14 protein-coding genes and 3 pseudogenes are annotated in these 19,011 nt (G+C 66.0%); 13 read left to right on the top strand and 4 right to left on the bottom strand.

What is annotated here, in order from left to right; all coding sequences use genetic code 11:
- Positions 1-410 precede the first annotated feature (410 nt).
- From EV641_RS28080 to EV641_RS28070, 3 genes are all read left to right on the top strand, one after another.
- On the top strand, positions 411-683 hold the full coding sequence (locus tag EV641_RS28080) for a hypothetical protein (protein WP_132476702.1): 273 nt from the start codon (positions 411-413) through the stop codon (positions 681-683).
- 330 nt (positions 684-1,013) lie between these two features.
- Complete coding sequence (locus tag EV641_RS28075; protein WP_132476699.1) at positions 1,014-1,217, top strand: cold-shock protein; 204 nt, start codon at positions 1,014-1,016, stop codon at positions 1,215-1,217.
- Positions 1,218-1,638: 421 nt separating this feature from the next.
- Positions 1,639-2,400: an SPW repeat protein gene (locus tag EV641_RS28070; protein WP_241997528.1), complete on the top strand. Its 762-nt coding sequence runs from the start codon at positions 1,639-1,641 to the stop codon at positions 2,398-2,400.
- A 720-nt stretch (positions 2,401-3,120) separates the two neighbouring features.
- On the opposite strand, the gene EV641_RS28065 is transcribed toward EV641_RS28070, so the two are convergent.
- Positions 3,121-4,842 carry a sulfatase-like hydrolase/transferase gene (locus tag EV641_RS28065; protein ID WP_199233410.1) on the bottom strand — a complete coding sequence of 574 codons (1,722 nt, stop codon included), beginning with the start codon at positions 4,840-4,842 and terminating at the stop codon, positions 3,121-3,123.
- Between the two features lie 15 nt (positions 4,843-4,857).
- Positions 4,858-5,763, bottom strand: a complete 906-nt coding sequence (locus EV641_RS28060; RefSeq protein ID WP_132476696.1) for a bile acid:sodium symporter — start codon at positions 5,761-5,763, stop codon at positions 4,858-4,860.
- A gap of 250 nt (positions 5,764-6,013) precedes the next feature.
- Here EV641_RS28060 and EV641_RS28055 point away from each other — a divergent pair, with 250 nt between their 5' ends.
- Positions 6,014-7,189 (top strand): hypothetical protein, encoded by a 1,176-nt coding sequence (locus tag EV641_RS28055; RefSeq protein ID WP_132476693.1) that lies wholly within the window; start codon positions 6,014-6,016, stop codon positions 7,187-7,189.
- Between the two features lie 53 nt (positions 7,190-7,242).
- The gene (locus EV641_RS29585) at positions 7,243-7,710 is read left to right on the top strand and encodes a hypothetical protein (RefSeq protein ID WP_199233412.1); all 468 of its coding nucleotides are present in this window, start codon (positions 7,243-7,245) and stop codon (positions 7,708-7,710) included.
- 313 nt (positions 7,711-8,023) lie between these two features.
- Here EV641_RS29585 and EV641_RS28040 read toward each other — a convergent pair whose 3' ends face one another.
- Positions 8,024-9,529 (bottom strand): aldehyde dehydrogenase family protein, encoded by a 1,506-nt coding sequence (locus tag EV641_RS28040; RefSeq protein ID WP_132476690.1) that lies wholly within the window; start codon positions 9,527-9,529, stop codon positions 8,024-8,026.
- A 318-nt stretch (positions 9,530-9,847) separates the two neighbouring features.
- Here EV641_RS28040 and EV641_RS28035 point away from each other — a divergent pair, with 318 nt between their 5' ends.
- Positions 9,848-11,365 carry a catalase gene (locus EV641_RS28035; RefSeq protein WP_132476687.1) on the top strand — a complete coding sequence of 506 codons (1,518 nt, stop codon included), beginning with the start codon at positions 9,848-9,850 and terminating at the stop codon, positions 11,363-11,365.
- Between the two features lie 231 nt (positions 11,366-11,596).
- On the opposite strand, the pseudogene EV641_RS28030 reads toward EV641_RS28035, so the two are convergent.
- Positions 11,597-11,874: pseudogene (locus tag EV641_RS28030) on the bottom strand (transposase); the annotation flags it as partial.
- A gap of 40 nt (positions 11,875-11,914) precedes the next feature.
- On the opposite strand from EV641_RS28030, the pseudogene EV641_RS28025 reads away from it, so the two are divergent.
- From EV641_RS28025 to istA, 7 genes and pseudogenes are all read left to right on the top strand, one after another.
- Positions 11,915-12,193 (top strand): annotated as a pseudogene (locus EV641_RS28025) (DDE-type integrase/transposase/recombinase); the annotation flags it as partial.
- A gap of 274 nt (positions 12,194-12,467) precedes the next feature.
- Positions 12,468-13,295, top strand: a complete 828-nt coding sequence (locus EV641_RS28020; protein ID WP_241997527.1) for a helix-turn-helix domain-containing protein — start codon at positions 12,468-12,470, stop codon at positions 13,293-13,295.
- A gap of 537 nt (positions 13,296-13,832) precedes the next feature.
- A complete protein-coding gene (locus EV641_RS28015; RefSeq protein WP_199233409.1) occupies positions 13,833-14,561 on the top strand; it encodes an SDR family oxidoreductase in 729 nt (242 codons plus the stop codon).
- A 402-nt stretch (positions 14,562-14,963) separates the two neighbouring features.
- A pseudogene (locus EV641_RS28010) lies at positions 14,964-15,185 on the top strand (response regulator transcription factor); the annotation flags it as partial.
- 271 nt (positions 15,186-15,456) lie between these two features.
- Positions 15,457-15,801 (top strand): CBS domain-containing protein, encoded by a 345-nt coding sequence (locus EV641_RS28005; RefSeq protein ID WP_241997526.1) that lies wholly within the window; start codon positions 15,457-15,459, stop codon positions 15,799-15,801.
- Positions 15,802-15,929: 128 nt separating this feature from the next.
- Positions 15,930-16,637 (top strand): flavin reductase, encoded by a 708-nt coding sequence (locus EV641_RS28000; protein WP_241997525.1) that lies wholly within the window; start codon positions 15,930-15,932, stop codon positions 16,635-16,637.
- Positions 16,638-17,294: 657 nt separating this feature from the next.
- Positions 17,295-19,010: an IS21 family transposase gene (istA, locus tag EV641_RS27995; RefSeq protein ID WP_132476681.1), complete on the top strand. Its 1,716-nt coding sequence runs from the start codon at positions 17,295-17,297 to the stop codon at positions 19,008-19,010.
- The last annotated feature ends 1 nt before the right edge of the window (position 19,011 follow it).

Raw genomic sequence — 19,011 nt, 5'->3', positions numbered from 1 at the left:
GCGAGGGCTGTTCCCGATCCGTGTTTTCCTCATCCCGAACCGTTCTTCGGGTCCTTTGTTTCACAACACCGGACCCGCTGTTTCAGTTCTCGTCTCGGGGCCGCCCTACCGCACATCGGTGGGACAACCCCGCGCACCGGGTGGCCCGGGCGCACCCGACACCGTGTCCACCCGAGCCGACGAGGCGCCCATCGCAGAGGTGTCGAGGCGCCGACCCCCTCGGTGTGGCCCTCACCAGGTGCCTCCCGCTCGGATGGTCGACACCGGCAACGGCCCGCGCCCGCCGAAGGATTGCGTGCGCGCCGATCCGGGAAGTCTGCCCGGAAAGCACGCGAACTCGAAAGGCAACTCGGGAGGCACAGCCGGACCATCGGGTTCGGTGTTCGTGCTCATCGAAAGGAGATGTCGTCATGAGCGATTGGACCTGCCGAGTGACCACTTCCGAAATGCGAGATACCCGTGTGGCGCAGCTGTCGCTGGTGTTGGCCGACGGGACGAGCAGGACCGAAGCCCAGGCCCGTGCCCGCGAGGTCGCCCATCGCTACTACGGTCCCGATGCCCGCATCGACGAGGTCAGACCGGAGGACTGGACACCCACTCGCCCCCATCACAGACCGGTAAGCCCGGACACCCGGGAGCGTGACCGTGCCCGCAGGCTTCGACCGGAGTCGCATGCCGCGTGACCGGGGCCGCTCCCAGGACGCCGGCAGAGGACCGATGCCGCAGGTTGCCACCCCGGCGGAGGATCATTCCGACTCAGCCACCGATCTCCGGTGTCGGCTCGTGCCGTCGCCCGTGGCGTCGGGGTTTGCCCAGTTCCAGCGGGAGCGTGTCGGCCACGTCGATCGCACCGTCGCCACCGTTGGCGTCGACGTGCTCCGGCGGCCGTTTCGAGACCGGCGGACAGTCGGATCGGGAGCGGCGAGGCGGCCGCCGGGCTCGGTCGTCGGTGGCACGATCTCGTTCATCCCCCCGTAGCCGGGACATCGGATCGATCGAAAGGGCAGGACGCGGTGGCTGAAGGCATCGTGAAATGGTTCAACAGCGAGAAGGGATTCGGGTTCATCTCGCCCGACAACGGCGGGGCGGACGTGTTCGTGCACTACGCCGAGATCGACGCCCCCGGATTCCGCACACTCACAGACGGACAGCGCGTCGAGTACGAGATCGGCTATACCGACAAGGGCCGCCAGGCGCAGAAGGTCCGCCCCATGTGACACTCGCCCGACCGTGAACGGATGCCATTGTGCAAAAGAGCAGGTACGGCCACCGGGACCGGTCCGTGTGCCACCGGCTCGTTACCGTGCTGCCGATCCCGGCCTGGTCGGAGCGCCACCGCCGCTGTGATCGGCGAGCGCGCACGAACTTTCCCGTCTCCACGCCGGGCGTCCCCCTGCCCGTCCAACCCTCACGTTGGACGGGCAGCCTAACGACGGGCCTCCTACCGACGAGATCCTCCACCATGCTCATCGCCGTCAGCGATCAGCTCACCGCTCACCGGTGCTACCGGTCCACCGACGTCGGCCGAGGGAGGCGTGCGTGAGACCTGTCGGCGCAGCGAATTGAACCGCAGCAGATCGGGAACCCCATGATCGAAGGGCATTACACATGTACACGACGTGGCGTCAGGTGGGAGTCATGAGAAATTCCACGTGGGTGGGTTGGGCCGCGCTGGCGGTGGGGATCGGTGCGGTGGTGGCGGCGCTGACCGTGAGCTCCACCCGAGTCGGGGAGGGTCTCACGTTCGGGTTCGGCGTGTTCATCGCCTTTTTCGGGTTGTTGTCGTTGCCGGCGCGGAACCGGACACCCGATCACTGGGGCCTGTTCGTGGTGGGGTTGGCGATGTTCGTGTTGCCCTGGCTCGGCGCCGGCTTCGTCGCTGATCGCGGAGCCGCATGGACGGCGTGGATAGCCGGATTTCTCACCATGGCACTCGGAGCCACGGCATGGGTGCAGGACAATCCCCCGACCGCCTCCGGTGTCCACGACTACAGCACCGGCGCGGCCCGGCGCAGCGCCCTCAGTTATTGGATCAGTCGGGTGGCACTCGTGGTCGGAATCGTGACAGTGGTGCTGGCCAGCACGGTGGTGGACTCGTCCGTCGTGGCGACCGCGGTCATGATCGGGCTCGGTGGGCTCACCGCGGTGATCGCGTTGTGGTCCCTGCTCGCGACCGACCCCACACGTGATTATCTGGGCCTGGCGGTTGTGGGGTTGGCCCTGTTTCTCGCGCCGTGGGTCGGTGACTTCGCCAGCGGCGCTACCGGATGGACGGCCTGGATATCCGGCTTCCTCGTCACGGTCCTCGGTGTTGTGGGGTACCTGCGCGGCGAATCCCTCGATATCAGCAACACCATGGCCGAGGACGTCGAGGCCCGGTACCGCGATCGATACCGCTGAGACTCGCGCGGCGCGCACATCACATCCGAACCCAACGCCACATGATCGCAGTGGTACGCAACCGGCCACGCCGCACACAAGGCACAGCTCGCCGGATTCATCTCCATGATCGAGCAGGGACGCGACCGCAAGGACGCCAGAATTGTTCGGTCCGCTGAGGGGTCGAAGCTGCCATAGCTGTCCGGTACGCGCCGGTGACGAAGTCAGGTTCGAGCCAGGTGAACGCTGCGGCAATCACATCCGGCCCTCACCCATTGCAGCGCTACGGGCGAGAACATAGAACGGCATACTGGGTATGCCGAGCGCGTCGGGGCCGCATACTGTGCCGCAACCATGGCGTGGGCAGGGACCTGGAAAATGGGGCCTGCGGTGCGACGCGCACATACGACAGTCGCCGGGTCGCGTTTGCTGTTCATGACGTACTCCCGAAGATTTGTGCGTTCGAGAAATCGGAAGGCTGCGCAGCTCAGAAGGCGCCGGATCGCGACATGGACCGCTTGTCACGTACGCCCTCGCACTGCTGGGCCGATCTGCGGCCCGGCCCGCCTGCCACGCGGCATAGCGATCAGAACCTTATCCTCCACCAGCGTCGGCGTAGAACACTTTCGTCAGCCTAGTGATCAAATTTTTGGGCGAGAGAGCGGTCTTCCGATCCCATGAGGAAAGTTCCGCCCGGAATCAGGACCATCCCCGGCGGGAGGTCGCTCGATGTCGCCGGGTTCACGGCTCCCCGCCCCATCGTGTCGCGGTCGCGGGACCCGGTTCGGGTCGTCGGGCCCCGTCCGGCGCGCCCGCCTCGATGTCGTCCAGCCGGTAGCGGACCTCCCGCGTGCCGAACAGATCGAGATCGAAGGGCGGCTCGTCGTCGCCGAGTTCGTGGTCGATGAGGTTCACGAGCTTCGCGAGCATCGACTCGAGCAGTTGCTCGTCGTAATCGGGGTGCGACGGGTCGCCGAGATTGCGCATCTCGCCCGGGTCCTCGACGAGGTCGTAGAGTGCCACGTCGGAGGTGGCGTGCAACTCCTCGACCGTCCGGGGGGTTTCGTAGTGGGTGGGCGAGAACCACCGCACGAGTTTGTGTCGGCCGTCGGAAACCGTTCGGAAGAATGTGCGCTTGTCCATATCGGGTGCTCCGAACTTCCGACCGGCGGCGCGGCAGTCTTCGAGGGTTTTCGCGGGGCCGTCACCGAGCTGGGTCAAGTCACCGAGCGCTCCCTGGATGGCCCACTCCGGGTCCAACGAGTTGAGGCCGTCCCAGCTGATCAGTGCGCCATCACCGGGTTCGGAGGTCGAGCCGCGTGGTGGACGGGCTTGTTCGGGATCTTCGAACACGGCTCGAAGGTTCCGCCCCTCGAGCGCCGGATACTTCTCGCGGATCGCGGTCTCGTCCAGCCCCGCCCAGGACAGGAAGGTCGTGGCGAGATCCAGGTGCGATCCGACCGCGTCGGAGCGGACACCACGGGCCCCGTGCGGCGCAACCACCGTCATGTTGACGATCGAGGCTTCCTGGAAGGGAATCGCGCCCTTCTGCGCCAGGGCGTGGGCACCGTTCATTTCGCCGTGATCGGAAGTGAACACGACGACGGTGTCACGCCACAGGTCCTGTCGGTCGAGCTCGTCGAGAATCTTCTGGAACTCGCGATCGACCATGCGTAGGCAGTTGATCAGGTAGTTCCGTCGCACCCTCCACAGGTCCTCGCGGCCTTCGGGTATACACCCGTAGTTCCACTCGATGTTGCGTTTGTAGGACCGCACTCCGAAAGGCTGAGCCTCGAGGTCGTCGGAGAAGTTGGTGGGCAGTTCGACGTCGTAGCGGCGCATGAATCCCAGCTCCTGTGGGGGATGGGTCAGAGCGGCCATGGCGCCGTGCGCATGCGCCTGTTCGTCTTCGCCTGCGCGCAAGAACATGATGTCGTGGGGATTGACCATCGAGGAGATCAACAGCCACGGCCGGTCCTGCGGGCGTCTGTGACGAAGCCAGTCGACAGTTTCGAAAGCCACTGCGCCGTCGAGTTGCTCCCCGTGCAGAGGCGCACCCCAGTTGTCGCCCCACGCCTGGTAGTCCGAGAAACCGTATTCCTCCAGCGCCCCGGGGCCGCGTTCCGGTTCGGACAGGTGCCACTTGCCCTTGAACGCGGTGTAATAGCCCTGTTCGCGGAGCATCGTGCCGATCGTGGGGACATTCGCATCCAGCACGTCCATCCACGCGAAGTTCGTGTTGTCCCACAGCCCGATGTTCTTGGCGTGTTGTCCCGTCCACATCGCGGCCCGCGACGGGGTGCACTGAGGCACCGTGCAGTACTGATTCGTCAGGCTCACCCCCGCCCCTACGAGCCGGTGGATCGCCGGTAGGTCCACCCCCGGAGGCAGATCCATGTGCGCATCCCATTGGTCCATGCACAGCACCAGAATGTTCGGTCGTTCGTCACGGACATCGCTCACGGTGGCCCACCCCTGTCACGTTCGGATTCGTTGTGTTCGGGTTCTTTCCGGCACATCCGCCGCGACGGGGACCAGCAAATCGACGCGGTTGTCCCGACTCATCAGCTTCGCTGCGACGATGAGCATCACCACACCGAAGGTGTTGAGCACGGTGATGAGCACCAGGACGCGGGAATCGTCGAAGTTGTCCTGCGTGACGATCATCGCTGCCGCGGTACCTCGCTGGGCCGTGCCCAACGCCCCGACTTCCTGCAGGTGACCGTGGCCGTCGCCCATCGCCCAACCCAGGAACAGTGCGAGGACCAGCACGGACATCCCGACGCCGATGGCTTTCCACAGTTCGGGATCGGTCATGGCCGGGAGGTAACCGATCACGATCGCGACGATCAGCACGTACAGGGCAATGCTGGAGATCCGGGCGATCCACGGCTCCACCACGGCCACGAATCCCTCGACCGCCTGCAGCAGCAGCATGCCGATCACCATGGGCAAAAGCATCTGCGTCAGCAGCCCCTGCGCGACCGCCCAGGCATCCACCGTCAGCCCCCGGAGCACCCGGGGCAAGGTGATCGGAAGCAACACGATCGTGCCCACCATGAGGACCAGCAGGACGGTGACGGCCAGGGCCACGTCCGACCGGGAGAGATTGGTCAGTTCGACAAGAAAAGGAGCCCCAGCGACCAACGAGAACAGCAGCAGTCCGGCCGCATACACGGTTTCCAGCTCGGCGAGGTAGACGGCGGCGATCATCAAAGCCGGCACCACCACGAAATTGAGCAGAATCATGCGCAGCAGGAAGGACCGGTTGGACAGGTGAGCGAGCACACGTGATGGCTTCTGAGTCAACCCCACGTTCAACATGCTGGTGACCACGAAGACGGCCACAGCCCACGATCCGAGGGTCTGGAAGAACTCGTACACTGCGCAACCTCTGTCCCGGAGAGGCCGATCGTCCGAACCGGTGTCGTCTGTGGATGCTACCGAAGGTGCCCGCCCCGAGCGGCGGATCACGCTCTGCGCACCAAAAGGTGATGACTCTCGCAACGAACCTTTCCGGCAGCAAGGCGGGCAAACCCTTTGCGGCAAAGAGGTACATCGGCCCGGGGTCATGGAGAAGACTGGGGAGAGAGCCGAAGCTCGACGTGCAACGGTGAGGGCAGGTGGGGTAATCGTGGTAGCGCTCGAACAGTTCGATGAGGACGACCTGCGGGATCTTTCCCGGCGAACAGACAGGCTTGGGGTGTTGTCCGTCTACGTCAACGCTGACCTCGTGCATGACCCCAACCTGCAGGGGGCCGCCATCGACCTGAAGAATCGATTCCGGGAGTTGCAGCGTCGGATAGCCGACGGTACCGAATCCGGTCCGAGCCGCGAAGTAGCGGACGCGCTCGAGCGGCTCTGGCCGAGAATAGAGCCTTTGGTGAGTCCGACGGACTCGGCCCGAGGCCGCGTGGCCTTCGCCGCGTTGGACAGTGACTGGATGCTGCTGCTCGCCAGCGCAATGCCGGTGACCAACCGGTTGGTGCTGGACGACGGCCCGTTCATCCATCCCTTGCTCGAGCTGCTCGACGAAGGACGCGCAGCGGGCATCGTCATCGTCTCCGAGACGGAGGCACGGCTGCTCGAGTGGCGGGCCGGCTCGCTGCAGATGGTGAGCAGGATGGAGCACGAGTACGTCGAGGCGCCGCACGAGCGGGCCGGGCACATCGGAGGAGGCCCCTCCGGGCAGATCAACTCGCCGAAACGCGAGCAGCGCCAGGACCGTGAGCGCGGGCGAGCCGAGCGATTCGTGGACCAGGTCACGAAAGTGGCTGCGGAACTGGCCGCCGAGCGCGGCTGGAAGCGGATCCTGGTCAGTGGGGGAGAGCGCCTCACCGACCCGACCATCTCCAGATTCCCTCAGGCGCTTCGCGACATCGTGTTCGCGGACACCCGTGTCCTCAATGGACTCGACGATGCGGCACTGGCCGCGACCGTCACCGAATGGGCGCACCAGCAGCACAGCGAGCACGAGAGCCGGCTGCTGAAGCGCATACGCGACGCCGTCGGATCAGGCACCGGAGCCCTGGGATTGTCCGAAGTGGCCGCGGCGTTGAATTCCGGACGGGTCGCCCACCTGGTGTACGACCCGGAAGTCAGGTACGTGGGGACCATAGGAGCAGATGGCGCGCTGTACGGCGGCGACGAGATCGGACCGAACGCGGCCCCGGGCACGCCGGAGTCCCGCTTCACCGAGCGGTTGGTCGAGCGAGCACTCGAGACCGGGGCTCGGATCAGTCCCGTCGAGGGGGCAGCGGGTGCAGAGCTCAGCGCCGCCGCAGGCATCGGCGCGCTATTGCGGTGGTGACCCCTGACGCAATCCGCACACGCACTGGAAGACGACGGGGGGCGTAGGATCTCGTGCTCCTGTCGAAACTCCACTCCGCCGCCGGTCAGTTCGAAAAAAACCGGCTTACAACCGAGATCACCCTCCCGGACCACGAGGTCAGCGCCGTCGTTGCCGGCCATCCCCGGTTGCGCCGCTTCGACGGCGGCGACGATCATCGGGCCACAACGGAGTGTTCGTGCGTAGGGGATGGGGGTGTTGCCTGTGCCGAGATCCGGAAGCTCTACCTGAGCGGTCGGCCCGATCCCGCCGCGCGGGCCGTGCCGACGGAGAGGGTCGAGGACGTGGCTCTGATCGGCAACGGCCAGGTGAGCGAACGCGAAGGCGGCGTGGAACCGGTCGATCTCATGGTGCGCGCCGCGCACACGGCCGCCGCAGACGCCGAAGGGGAGAGAGGCGATGAGCGCCAACATCATGCGCGGCGCGGCTGCAGCGGCCGGTGGTGCCGAACAGCACTGTCGTCGCGTGAAGCCCCACCGTGAGAAGCGCACCACCGTCGAGGTCATCGTGTTGCGTGCGCCGACGCGGGCATCAGCCTCGGGGAGATCTACGACTTCGTCTCGTATGAGGGCGGTCCCAACGCCGGGGCCATCATCGGTAGCGCTCTGCCGTTCGACCAGCTGCGCTGGTCGAACATGATGGGGGGTGAGGGTGGCGATAGCGTCGCGGCCGCTATCACACACGCCGCCACCGTGATCGTCACCGGGCGAGCCGCCCGCGCGGGGCCCAACGGTAACCGGTGGCTCGTGCCGGAGACATCGGGTGGACGACTTCGGCCTCGCGGGGCGGGGCCGGTCAGGTCCGTGTGCCGCCGCCGCGGGTGTACGGCGACGGGTACGACGCCGACTGGTGTCGTGCGGTCACCCAGTGCTCCCGCGTGAACTCGCGGATGATCCATTCGCCCCCGAAGCGGCCGATGCCGCTGTTCTTCTCGCCCCCGAAGGGGCCGGTCGGGGTGTCGGCGACAGGATGGTCGTTGATGTGGGTCATGCCGGCGCGGATGCCGAGCGCAAACCGGCGAGCCCGCTCCTCGTCCCGGGAGAACACCGCGCTCGACAAGCCGAAGGGCGTGGCATTGGCCAGACGCAGAGCGTCTTGTTCGCCGTGGACCGAGACGATGGGCGCGATCGGCCCGAAGGTTTCGTTCTGCACGATCGGGTTGTCGTGCCGGGCGTTGACGAACACGTGGGGTGGCAGCAGCTGCCCGTCCGGTGCGCCGCCGAGCAGCTGGGTTGCGCCCGCCTTGGTGGCCGCGTCGATGTTGGCCAGGTGGGCGCGCAACTGCTTCTGGTTGATGATGGGCCCGATGGTGACCTGCTCATCGTGGGGATCGCCGTATTCGAGCTCCTCGACCTGAGCGACGAAACGCTCGACGAACTCGTCGTGCAGTGAGGCGTCCACCAGAAACCGGTTGGCGCTCATGCAGATCTGTCCCTGGTGGAGGAAGCGGCCCAGCACTGCGGCCGGCACCGCGTCGTCGAGGTCGGCGTCGTCGAGGACCACGAACGGAGCGTTACCACCGAGTTCGAGGGCCACCCGCTTGATCCGTGGAGCCTGCATGGCGAGTTGGCCGATACGACGCCCGACCCCGGTGGAGCCGGTGAACGAGATCAGGCTGGGTATGTCGTGCAGGGTGAAGGGGTCGCCGATCTCCGAGGTCGGGCCGATCACGACATTGAACAGTCCCGGGGGCAGGCCGGCTTCTTCGAAGATCTTGGCCAAGAGGAGCCCACCGGTGATGGGCGTGTCCTCGGCCGGCTTGACGACCACCCCGTTGCCGAGCGCCAGCGCCGGACCGATCGACCGGTGGGACAGGTACATCGGGAAGTTCCACGGACTGATCACCCCGATCACCCCGAGGGGTTGCCGGTAGGATCGGCTTTCTTTGCCGGGCTCGTCGATCGGCAGGATCATGCCGGTCATCCGGTTCGGGAACGAGGCCGCTTCAGCGGTGATGGCGTGTACGAGCTGCCATTCCAGTTCGGCCTTGCCGCGGGTGCTGCCGGACTCCTTGATCAACCAGTCGATGATCTCTTCGCGGCGGTCCTGCATGATGGTGACCGCCGCGAGCATGACCGCGGTCCGTTCCGCCGGCAGCAGGGCCGCCCAGTCGTGCTGGGCGGACTCGGCCGCCCGGTACGCCTCATCGAGATCGGCTTCGTTGGCCAGGGCGATCTCGGCCAGTGTCGTGCCCGAATAGGGATCAGTGTCCACACCTGTGCGGCCGAGCCGCCCGGGCCGCCAGGCTCCGGCGATGTACTGACCGTCGAAATCGATGTACGGGGCGGTTGCGGTGGTCATGCAAAGCACCTCCAGATGCGTCGATGATCGGGACCCCGTCTGCCGAGTACCCGCTGCCCGTCCACGCACTCGTGCAGTCGAACAACGCCGCCGGTGACCCGCGACCCGCTGCACTACAGCAAGTGACGGCAAGAAGTGACGTGCAGAACGTCGAACACCGGGCTCCTGGACGGAACGGGCTAGACTCGAGGGGCAAGGTGATTCAGATCACACTCGCGGCGATTGATGCGGTCATACTGACGGGCACTGGTGCGCACGCCGGACCAAGGTTCTCCACGAGCCGCCCGACCGTTCATGAACCCGAATCAGAGGTGCGTAATGAGCGAGCCGAACTTCACCACCGATGACGCCGGTATCCCGGTCTACAGCGACGAGCACTCCCTGACGGTCGGGCCGGATGGGCCGATTCTGCTGCAGGATCACTACCTGATCGAGAAGATGGCCACGTTCAACCGGGAACGTGTGCCCGAGCGGCAACCGCATGCCAAGGGCGGTGGCGCATTCGGCCATTTCGTGGTGACCGGTGATGTCAGCGCCTACACCAAGGCCGACCTCTTCCAGCCGGGCAAGACAACGGAATTGTTGATCCGGTTCTCCACCGTGGCAGGCGAACGGGGCAGCCCGGATACCTGGCGCGACCCCCGTGGTTTCGCGATCAAGTTCTACACCGAGCAGGGCAACTACGACATGGTCGGCAACAACACGCCGATCTTCTTCATGCGCGATCCGATGAAGTTCCAAGACTTCATCCGTTCGCAGAAGCGGCGGGCCGACAACAATCTGCGCGATCACGATATGCAGTGGGACTTCTGGACTCTTTCGCCGGAGTCGGCCCACCAGGTGACCTGGTTGATGGGGGACCGCGGAATCCCGCGCACCTGGCGTCACATGAACGGCTATTCGAGTCACACCTACATGTGGGTCAATGCCGAGGGCGAGCGTTTCTGGGTGAAATACCACTTCCTCACCGATCAGGGCGTCGAGTTCTTCACCCAGCACGAGGCCGACCAGATGGCCTCGATGGACACGGACTACCACCTGCGGGACCTATGGGAGCACATCGATCGGGGCCAGTACCCGAGCTGGACGTTGAAGATGCAGATCATGCCCTTCGAGGAGGCGAAAACCTATCGGTTCAACCCCTTCGATCTCACCAAGGTCTGGCCGCACGGGGACTACCCGCTCATCGAGGTCGGCAGGATGACGCTGGACCGCAATCCCAGCGACTATCACACCGAGATCGAGCAGGCGGCGTTCGAACCGAGCAACCTCGTGCCGGGGATCGGCCCCAGCCCGGACAAGATGCTGTTGGGTCGGTTGTTCTCCTATCCCGACGCACACCGGTATCGGATCGGCCCCAACTACAACGAGTTGCCGGTCAACGCGCCGCGCATCCCCGTGCGTTCCTACTCGAAGGACGGACCGATGCGGCACCGTAATCCCGGCGACCCGGTATATGTGCCGAACTCCAAGGGCGGACCACATGCTGATCCCGCGGTAGCCGGTGAGCCGGCCGGCTGGTACACCGACGGCGAGATGGTGCGCGCCGCCTACACACTCCACAAGGAGGATGACGACTGGGGGCAGGCTCGGACGATGGTCCGGGAGGTACTCGACGACGCGGCCCGCGATCGTCTGGTCGACAACATCGTCGGTCACTTGCTCAACGGCGTCAGCGAGCCGGTCTTGGCCAGAGCCTTCGAGTATTGGCACAACGTCGACCACACCCTCGGTGACAGGGTCGAGTCCGGGGTCCGGACGAAAGCAGGGGAACGGGACTTCAAGGCCGCCGAACAATCCAATGCGGCACGCACTTCCGCCCAAGCGAAAGCCTGACCTCACGACCGAACCGCGGGACGCCGGCTCTCATGCCGATCATCGCCATGAGAGCCGGTCGCCACCCTGTGCTGGTGTCACCTCGACGCGCCCGTGTCTGCTACGCCGTGGGAGTCGGAGTCTCGGTGCGCAACTGCAGATGGGTGCCGGTGTGCCGCGGCCAGCGAAAGTCCTAGCCCACGGCAGGCGTGGCAACGCTGATGACATGGCGCTGACGGGGCTCTTCCGGTTTTAGAGTGCATCGATTGCGTGGGTGAGGTTGCCGCAGTGCAGCAATGACCGGATCCGGTAGTGGACAAGGTTGCGGAATCTTCAGGGCATGCCGGCGCAATGCTTCGAGCCGGCCGTTGATCGCCTCGGTGGGTCCGTTCGGGGCGCGGTGGTCGAAGTAGGCCAGCACGTCGGCCCGTCTGCGGTGCAGGGTGCGTCCGAGTTGGGCGAGTTCACCCGAGACCGTCCGGGACGCCGGTGCGGATCGTGTTGATCACTCGGGTCAGCTTGGTTCTGCCGCGGCGACGGTCGGTGTCGGCGTAGGCGTCGATGATGTCCATCACGTACTTGCCGATCGGAGACGGGCAATTCCTTTATCTGGCAACGGTGTTGAACCTGCACTCGGGACAGCTGGCAGGCTGGTCGATCGCCGCTCACATGCGTACCGAGTTGGTCACCGACGCGCTGCGGGCAGCGGCCGCCGCCCGCGGTGCCGTCGGGCTCGCCGGGGCGATCTTTCACTCCGACAACGGGGCCCAGTACGTCTCGCGAAACTTCGCCGACGTGTGCCGTGAGTTGGGTGTCACCAGATCGGGTGGGGCGGTGGGGACAAGTGCATTGACCGGCTAATCGAGCCAGAGAGATCCGCAATATTGCGCCGAATGGTTCATCACCGTCGCAGTGAATCACCTCCGGTCGGCCCACGCCCAAGCGTCGACAGGGCCTTGACCCCGGTTCTTGGACACGCTGAATCCAGCACCTGCTGGGGAAGCGAGATGATCTTCAGTCATGTCACGAAAGAACTATTCGGAGGAGTTCCGGCGCCAGGCCGTCGAGTTGTACGAGTCCACACCCGGCGCGACGATCCGAGGTATCGCCGCTGACCGGCGAGGTGACCACCTCGACCGGGATGCCGTTGGGAGGCACCGTCACCGCCGGCGACGCCGGGCGCGTCGACACGGTGCTCGTCGCCGGCGGCGAGCACCTGACCGAGGCGACGATCGACCCCGGGCTGTCGGCGACCGTGCGGGCCGTGGCCGCCGGCGCGACACGCGTCGCATCCGTATGCACGGGCGCATTCGTGCTGGCCGAACTCGGCCTGCTCGACGGCCGCCGGGGGACGACGCACTGGCGGCACGCCGATGTTCTCGCTCGCCGATATCCCCGTGTCCGAGTCGACGCGGACGCAATCCACGTGCGCGACGGGCACATGGTCACCTCCGCGGGGATCAGCTCCGGTATCGATCTGACGCTCTACCTCGTCGAGGACGACCACGGCGCCGCCGCGGCCCGGCACATCGCCCGTGAACTGGTGGTGTTCCTCCGGCGTCCGGGCGGGCAGGCACAGTTCGCGAGGCACACCACCCCACCGGAGCCCTCCGACCTGCTGCACACGGTGATCGAGTCGGTGCGCAACGATCCCTCCGCCGAGCACGGACTACCGGCGATGGCACGCGCCGCCGCGGTCAGCACCCGGCACCTGACGAGGCTGTTCCGTAGCGAATTGGGGACGACACCGGCCCGGTGGGTGGAGCAAGTACGGCTCGGCCACGCGCAACAACTCCTGCTCGACGGCCACAGCGTGACCTCGACCGCCCGACGGAGCGGATTCGGGAGCGACGAGACCTTGCGCCGTGTGTTCCTCCGCCATCTCGGTGTCACGCCCACCGACTACCGCAGACATTTCGCCACGACGGGAACGACACCGAACCCGGAATGAGCCCTCTCGATTGTCGTCGAACCGATCTTGCTTCCCAGTTTCCACCCCTACCGCTTGTCCATGGCGACCTGTTCGACTCCGCTGATCGACCCGGGCGACATCCCGACAAGATCGTGAGAATCCCCTGACGGACACGGGCCTCAGGGCCGGTGCGGTCGGATTCGTCGCGGCGCACGCCCCACTCGGCTGCGCGGTCGGGGCCGGGTCGGCCGGCCGTCTCGGAGCGTGTCGGCCGCAGTCGGGTCATGTGACCGGCGGGTGCGTTGACCGTGGTGGGGTCGATCACCGCCGAGTTCGCCGGGCGGGTGGTTTACCGGACGCCGGACGGGGAACGCTCGACTAAAGGACCCAGCGAGCACACCGATGTTCGAGGTTCATTTTCGACGATGCGAATGGCGCGTCCCGCCGAGGGCTACGGGTGGTGCCCAAATGGCAACGCTAGTGCCTGCCCGAGCCCGTACGTCCGAGGTAAAAGTCCGAGATGAGGAGTGATATCCATGGCAAGACTGGAGAACAAAGTCGCCGTTATTACCGGGGGTGCCGGCGGGATCGGGAAGGCCACAGCCAAACGGTTTCTGCGGGAAGGCGCCAAGGTCACCATTTCTCGCCCACGACGCGCTCGACTCGGCACAGAAGGAACTGGGCGACCTGGGGGAGCTGCTGACCGTGCCGGCCGACGTGGCGAACGAAGCAGAGGTCGAGAACTACGTGAAAAAGACAGTTGAGGCCTTCGGTACGGTCGATGTTCTCTTCAACAATGCCGGCATCGAAGGCAAGGTCCAGCCGATCACCGAGGTCTCACTCGAAGACTTCGAAAAGGTGCAGCGCGTGAACGTGACCGGTGTGTTTCTGGGTATGAAGCACGTGCTGCCCGTCATGATGCAGCAGAGCAGTGGAAGCATCATCAACACCTCATCCAATGCTGGTCTCGACGGCACTGTGAACATCGCTCCGTATGTCACCAGCAAGCATGCTGTTTCCGGCATGACCAAGACGGCTGCTCTGGAAGTTGCCCCCCATGGTGTCCGGGTCAACTCCATCCACCCCTCCCCCGTCGAAACGCGCATGATGCGCTCGTTGGAGTCCGGTTTCGACACCGACAACACCGAAGCTGCTCAGAAGGACTTCGTCTCCCGAATTCCTCTCGGCCGCTATGGCGAAGCTGATGAAATCGCCAGCCTGGTGTTGTTCCTTGCCAGCGAGGAGAGCACCTTCATCACCGGTGCCCAGTATCGGATCGACGGCGGCATGGGAGCCACCCCGTAATCGAACAATTCGAGCTCATGGGCAGCGCACCGGACAGCTGGGATGACGATCGTTGGTGCCGATCGGTCGTGGAGTCCTTCGCGAGGTGACCGCGAGCGGACCGCAGGCCGAGGCCATCATGGCGGCAACGCGCTATCCCCCTGGATCGTGGTGGCGGCGCCGGATAGCGAGCCGTCCCAGCGGGACAGCCATGGGTGCGGCTCCCGGGCTCCAAGGCATTCGATATCTTGAGCGTATGGACAGGCGTATCGGCACTGGAGATCCCGTGCCCGAAGCCGCGGACCGGGCAGCCGAGCAGGTGTCGGTGGCAGGATCACTTCCACGACTGCAGACAAGACTGCAGGTCGGTCATCGGTCCCCTTCGTGCAGAACCTTCGTGAACCACTTACCGCCTCGAACACCATAAACTATAAATTTTCACACGAGGTCGTCCGGCGCGGTTTGAGGGAGCTCCTCGAAGACGATCCCGATCTCGAGGTCGTCGGGGAAGCAGCCACGGTGGCTCAGGCACTGGCGCGTATTCCGGCCGTGCGACCGCAGGTCGCGGTGTTGGACGTTCGCCTGTCCGACGGAAACGGGATAGAACTGTGCAGGGAGCTGATGTCCCGGTTTCCGTATCTTCGGTGGCCCAATGGCCCTTCCTCTGAGCGATGGCAACTGCGACGCTGAAAGTGCCAACAACTGATGGCCTGGTACGAAGGAACCATCGTGCACGCACGACACATGGTGAAGAGTCCCCCGACCACCGGCATCGGGCCGGCCCTGAGGGGCGAATGCCTGCGCCTGATCGAAGGGGGTCGGGTGCCATGACCCGCGCCTGCGACATCATGCACATCGAAGCGGCGTACCTCGACGCCCACGACACCGTGCACACCGCGGCGCAGAGGATGCGGCAGTGGGACACCGGAGCCTGCCCGTCTGTGACGACGACGGATATCTACGGGGCATCATCACCGACCGGGACCTCGTGCTCGACGGCATCGCCGCGCAACTCGACCCCGCTACCACGACCGTCGGTGCACTCGTGCCGGAGCGGCCCGTGTGCATCCAGGCCGACGCCGAGGCCGAGGACGCCCTTATCGTCATGCAAGCTCACCAGCTTCGACACCTGCCGGTGGTCGACGACCGCCGCGTCGTGGGGATCATCAGCGAAGCCGACCTCGCGCGCCACCTACCCGAGTACCTCCTCATCGCCTTCACGAAGACGATGTGCTTCCGGGGAGCTGGTCCGGAGAGATGACCACGTCCACTGCCACCTTTTCACGACTATGAATGACCGGGCGATCCGCGCCTGTATCACATGCGTGATCTCGCTCGCCGGTTCCCTGCAGCCGTGGTCTCGGCTCCGCCGTCGATTCGATCCACTGCGTGGTCGAGGTCGGTGGGCCGGTCCGGCACCGGGCACTTCCGTCCGGATGCATTCCCGTGGTGGGAAGATACTGGGCGTGGAATCACCGGGGCGCGGCCGTGGTGGTTTCCCGGGACGGAGAACCGGGTCCGGCAGATCCGGACGAAGGAAGGGAGCGTGCCACGATGGGGACGGGGGAGCCGTTCGATGCGTTGATGGCGATGCTCGATCCGTCGATGCTGGTGGTCACCGCCGCCGCCGGCGGCGAGCGCGGGGGGTGTCTGGTCGGGTTCCACGCCCAGTCCAGCATCGCGCCGGGCCGGTACACGGTGTGGCTGTCGAAGGCCAACCACACCTACCGGCTCGCGCTGCGCGCCACCCATCTGGGCCTGCACTTTCTGGACCGGGACGCGTCCGCGCTCGCCGAACGGTTCGGCACCCTCACCGGCGACGAGGTCGACAAGTTCGCCGGCCTGATGGTGCGCGCCGGACCGGGCGGGGCACCGGAGCTGCCCACCTGCCGGCACCGGATGCTGAGCCGCCGGATCGCGTTGCTCGACGAGGGCGGCGACCACGTGTGTGTGGTCACCGAGCCGGTGGCGGTGACCGCCGACGGTCCGCTCACCCCGCTGCGACTGTCCGCGGTGGCGCACCTGCGGCCCGGACACCCCGCCGCCGAACGCCCGCACCCGGCCACCGCACGCGCAGACCACCCCGGTCGGCGGTGACGGGGGCGAGCGGAAACACCCCCGACGAGCCGGGGACGCCCCGTGATCGATGACTTCTGCCGCCGCAGAGGCGGGCGCCCGGGCACCGGCAGGCTTGGGCCTCGACGGGGTATCGAGCACCGCGACGCACCGACGCTCGCGGGGGTACCGCTGCGATGTCCGCGACGGCGAGCGCGGTGGGGCCGCCCGGCCCCCGGCGGTGACCGCCGGTGTGCGACCATGGCGAACGCAACGACGACCTCGACCGGGCGACCGGCGGACTCGGGGAGCACCGAGATGCCCACCGACACCCAAAACGTCACCTCACGCAGATCGACGACCACCGCGGCCTGCGCCTGATCGACCGTCGTCCGCAGGCGCGGGTCGCCGTCGGCGGAACGGATGGGCGTAGTCCTGGCAGAACTCGGCGCATCATCGGTGGATGGTTTCGCGGTCTCGACGCCGCCGTCGAGCGTCGTCTCCGAGATGTCCCGCAGGTTCCACGTCCCGCGTGTCGCCTGCCATGAGCATGGGACCGTCTTGACCTGATTTCTGCCACCCTCATGGGACCACTCGGATTGCCAGTCATGGGACCACCCGGCGCGTCGCGCCGAAGTCCCACCGGATAGCTCGTTTGATCGTCGTGTCGGTATCCCCGGTCACGAAGGGCGGACGGGCATGGCTTTTCGGGAGGTCAACGTGAACGAAGTCAAAGAAGTGCTCCGGGTCTGGCTCGGGGCGCCCGGGTCCCGACCACCGGGGCTACGCACGATCGCCGCGCACTGCGGGGTGGACCGCAAGACCGCACGGCGGTACGTCGAGGCCGCCCAGGCCGCGGGGCTGCAGCGCAGCGACGGGGTCGAGGCCCTCGACGACGGACTGATCGGGGCGGTGATCGAGGCGGTGCGACCGGCCCGCCCGAACGGACACGGGCCCGCCTGGGACCAACTGTTGGGGTTCGAGGATCAGATTCGGGCGTGGGTGGCCGGCGATGGGAACCATCCACCGTTGACGATCACCAAGATCGAAACACTGCTGGCCCGTCAGGGCTGCGTGGTGCCGTATCGGACGTTGCACCGATTCGCCACCGAGCGATGCGGTTTCGGCCGCAAGGACACCACCGTCCGGGTCGTCGACGGCGATCCCGGCAGTGAATGCCAGATCGACTTCGGCTACCTCGGCTATCTGACCGACCCGGAGACCGGGCGACGCCGCAAGGTCCACGCACTGATCTTCACCGCCGTGTACTCGCGGCACATGTTCGTGTGGCTGACGTACTCGCAGACCCTGACGGCGGTGATCGCCGGCTGCGAGGCGGCGTGGGCGTTCTTCGGCGGTGTCTTCAAGGTCCTCATCCCGGACAACCTCAAGCCGGTGGTGACCGACGCGGACGCGGTCAATCCGCGGCTGTCCCAAGGATGGCTGGACTACGCCCAGCACACCGGGCTCGTCACAGACCCGGCCCGGATCCGATCCCCGAAAGACAAACCCAGGGTCGAAAGAGCCGTGCAATATGTGCGCGGAAATTACTGGGCTGGTGAAGAATTCACAGATCTAGCCGAAGCGCAACGCCGGGTCGAAGCATGGTGCCGTGACACCGCTGGGATGCGGACGCACGGAACCATCGCCGCCCGCCCGCTCGAGGTGTTCGACGCGGATGAGGCACCGATACTGCTGGCTGTTCCGCCGGTCTACGACGTGCCGATCTTCAAGCAGGTCAAGGTGCACCGCGATTTTCATGCCGAGGTCGCGAGGTCGCTGTATTCGATCCCGGGGCAGTGGATCGGCAGTGTGCTCGAGGCACGGGCGGACAGTGCGCTGGTGAAGTTCTACGCTCGCGGAACCCTGGTGAAGGTGCATCCGCGCCAACCTGCCGGTGGGCGCAGCACCGACCCGGAGGATTTGCCCACCGAGAAGGTCGGGTACGCGATGCGGGATCTGGACCGGTTGATCGGCATCTGCACCGGGCACGGCCGCTGCGTCGGGATCTACGCTGAAAGATTGCTCGACGATCCGCTGCCCTGGACGCGGATGCGGGCGGTCTACCGGCTGCTCGGGCTGGTCCGCCGCTATGGGCCCGACCCGGTGGAAACGGCATGTTCGACGGCGCTGGATCTGGATGTGGTGTCGGTGAGCAAGATCGCCTCGATGCTCGAACGCGCCACCGAGACCACCACACCGCTGTTGCCGGCCGCCGGGTCGGCGGCACCGTCCCGGTTCACTCGCGATCCCACCGAGTTCGCCACCGACCGGACCGGCCCCGTCCCCTCCGGGACCACCTCCGCCACCGAGAGGACCACCCCTGCCACCGCCGGGACCGATAGTGCCACCGAGCGGACCGGGCATCTGACGGTGATCGTCGGCGGCAACACCGACACGAAGGAGACGCGATGAC

It is taken from the genome of Rhodococcus sp. SMB37 (assembly GCF_004345605.1).
In the GTDB taxonomy this organism is placed as follows: Bacteria; Actinomycetota; Actinomycetes; order Mycobacteriales; family Mycobacteriaceae; genus Rhodococcus.
The sequence above is the reverse complement of the archived record's forward strand: the minus strand, read 5'-3'. Positions and strand labels throughout refer to the sequence as shown.

Excerpts from the sequence above, each read along its gene's own strand:
- EV641_RS28080 (WP_132476702.1), top strand. The coding sequence starts at position 411 with ATGAGCGATTGGACCTGCCGAGTGACCACTTCCGAAATGCGAGATACC.
- EV641_RS28070 (WP_241997528.1), top strand. The coding sequence starts at position 1,639 with ATGAGAAATTCCACGTGGGTGGGTTGGGCCGCGCTGGCGGTGGGGATC.
- EV641_RS28040 (WP_132476690.1), bottom strand. The coding sequence starts at position 9,529 with ATGACCACCGCAACCGCCCCGTACATCGATTTCGACGGTCAGTACATC.
- EV641_RS28035 (WP_132476687.1), top strand. The coding sequence starts at position 9,848 with ATGAGCGAGCCGAACTTCACCACCGATGACGCCGGTATCCCGGTCTAC.
- istA (WP_132476681.1), top strand. The coding sequence starts at position 17,295 with ATGGCTTTTCGGGAGGTCAACGTGAACGAAGTCAAAGAAGTGCTCCGG.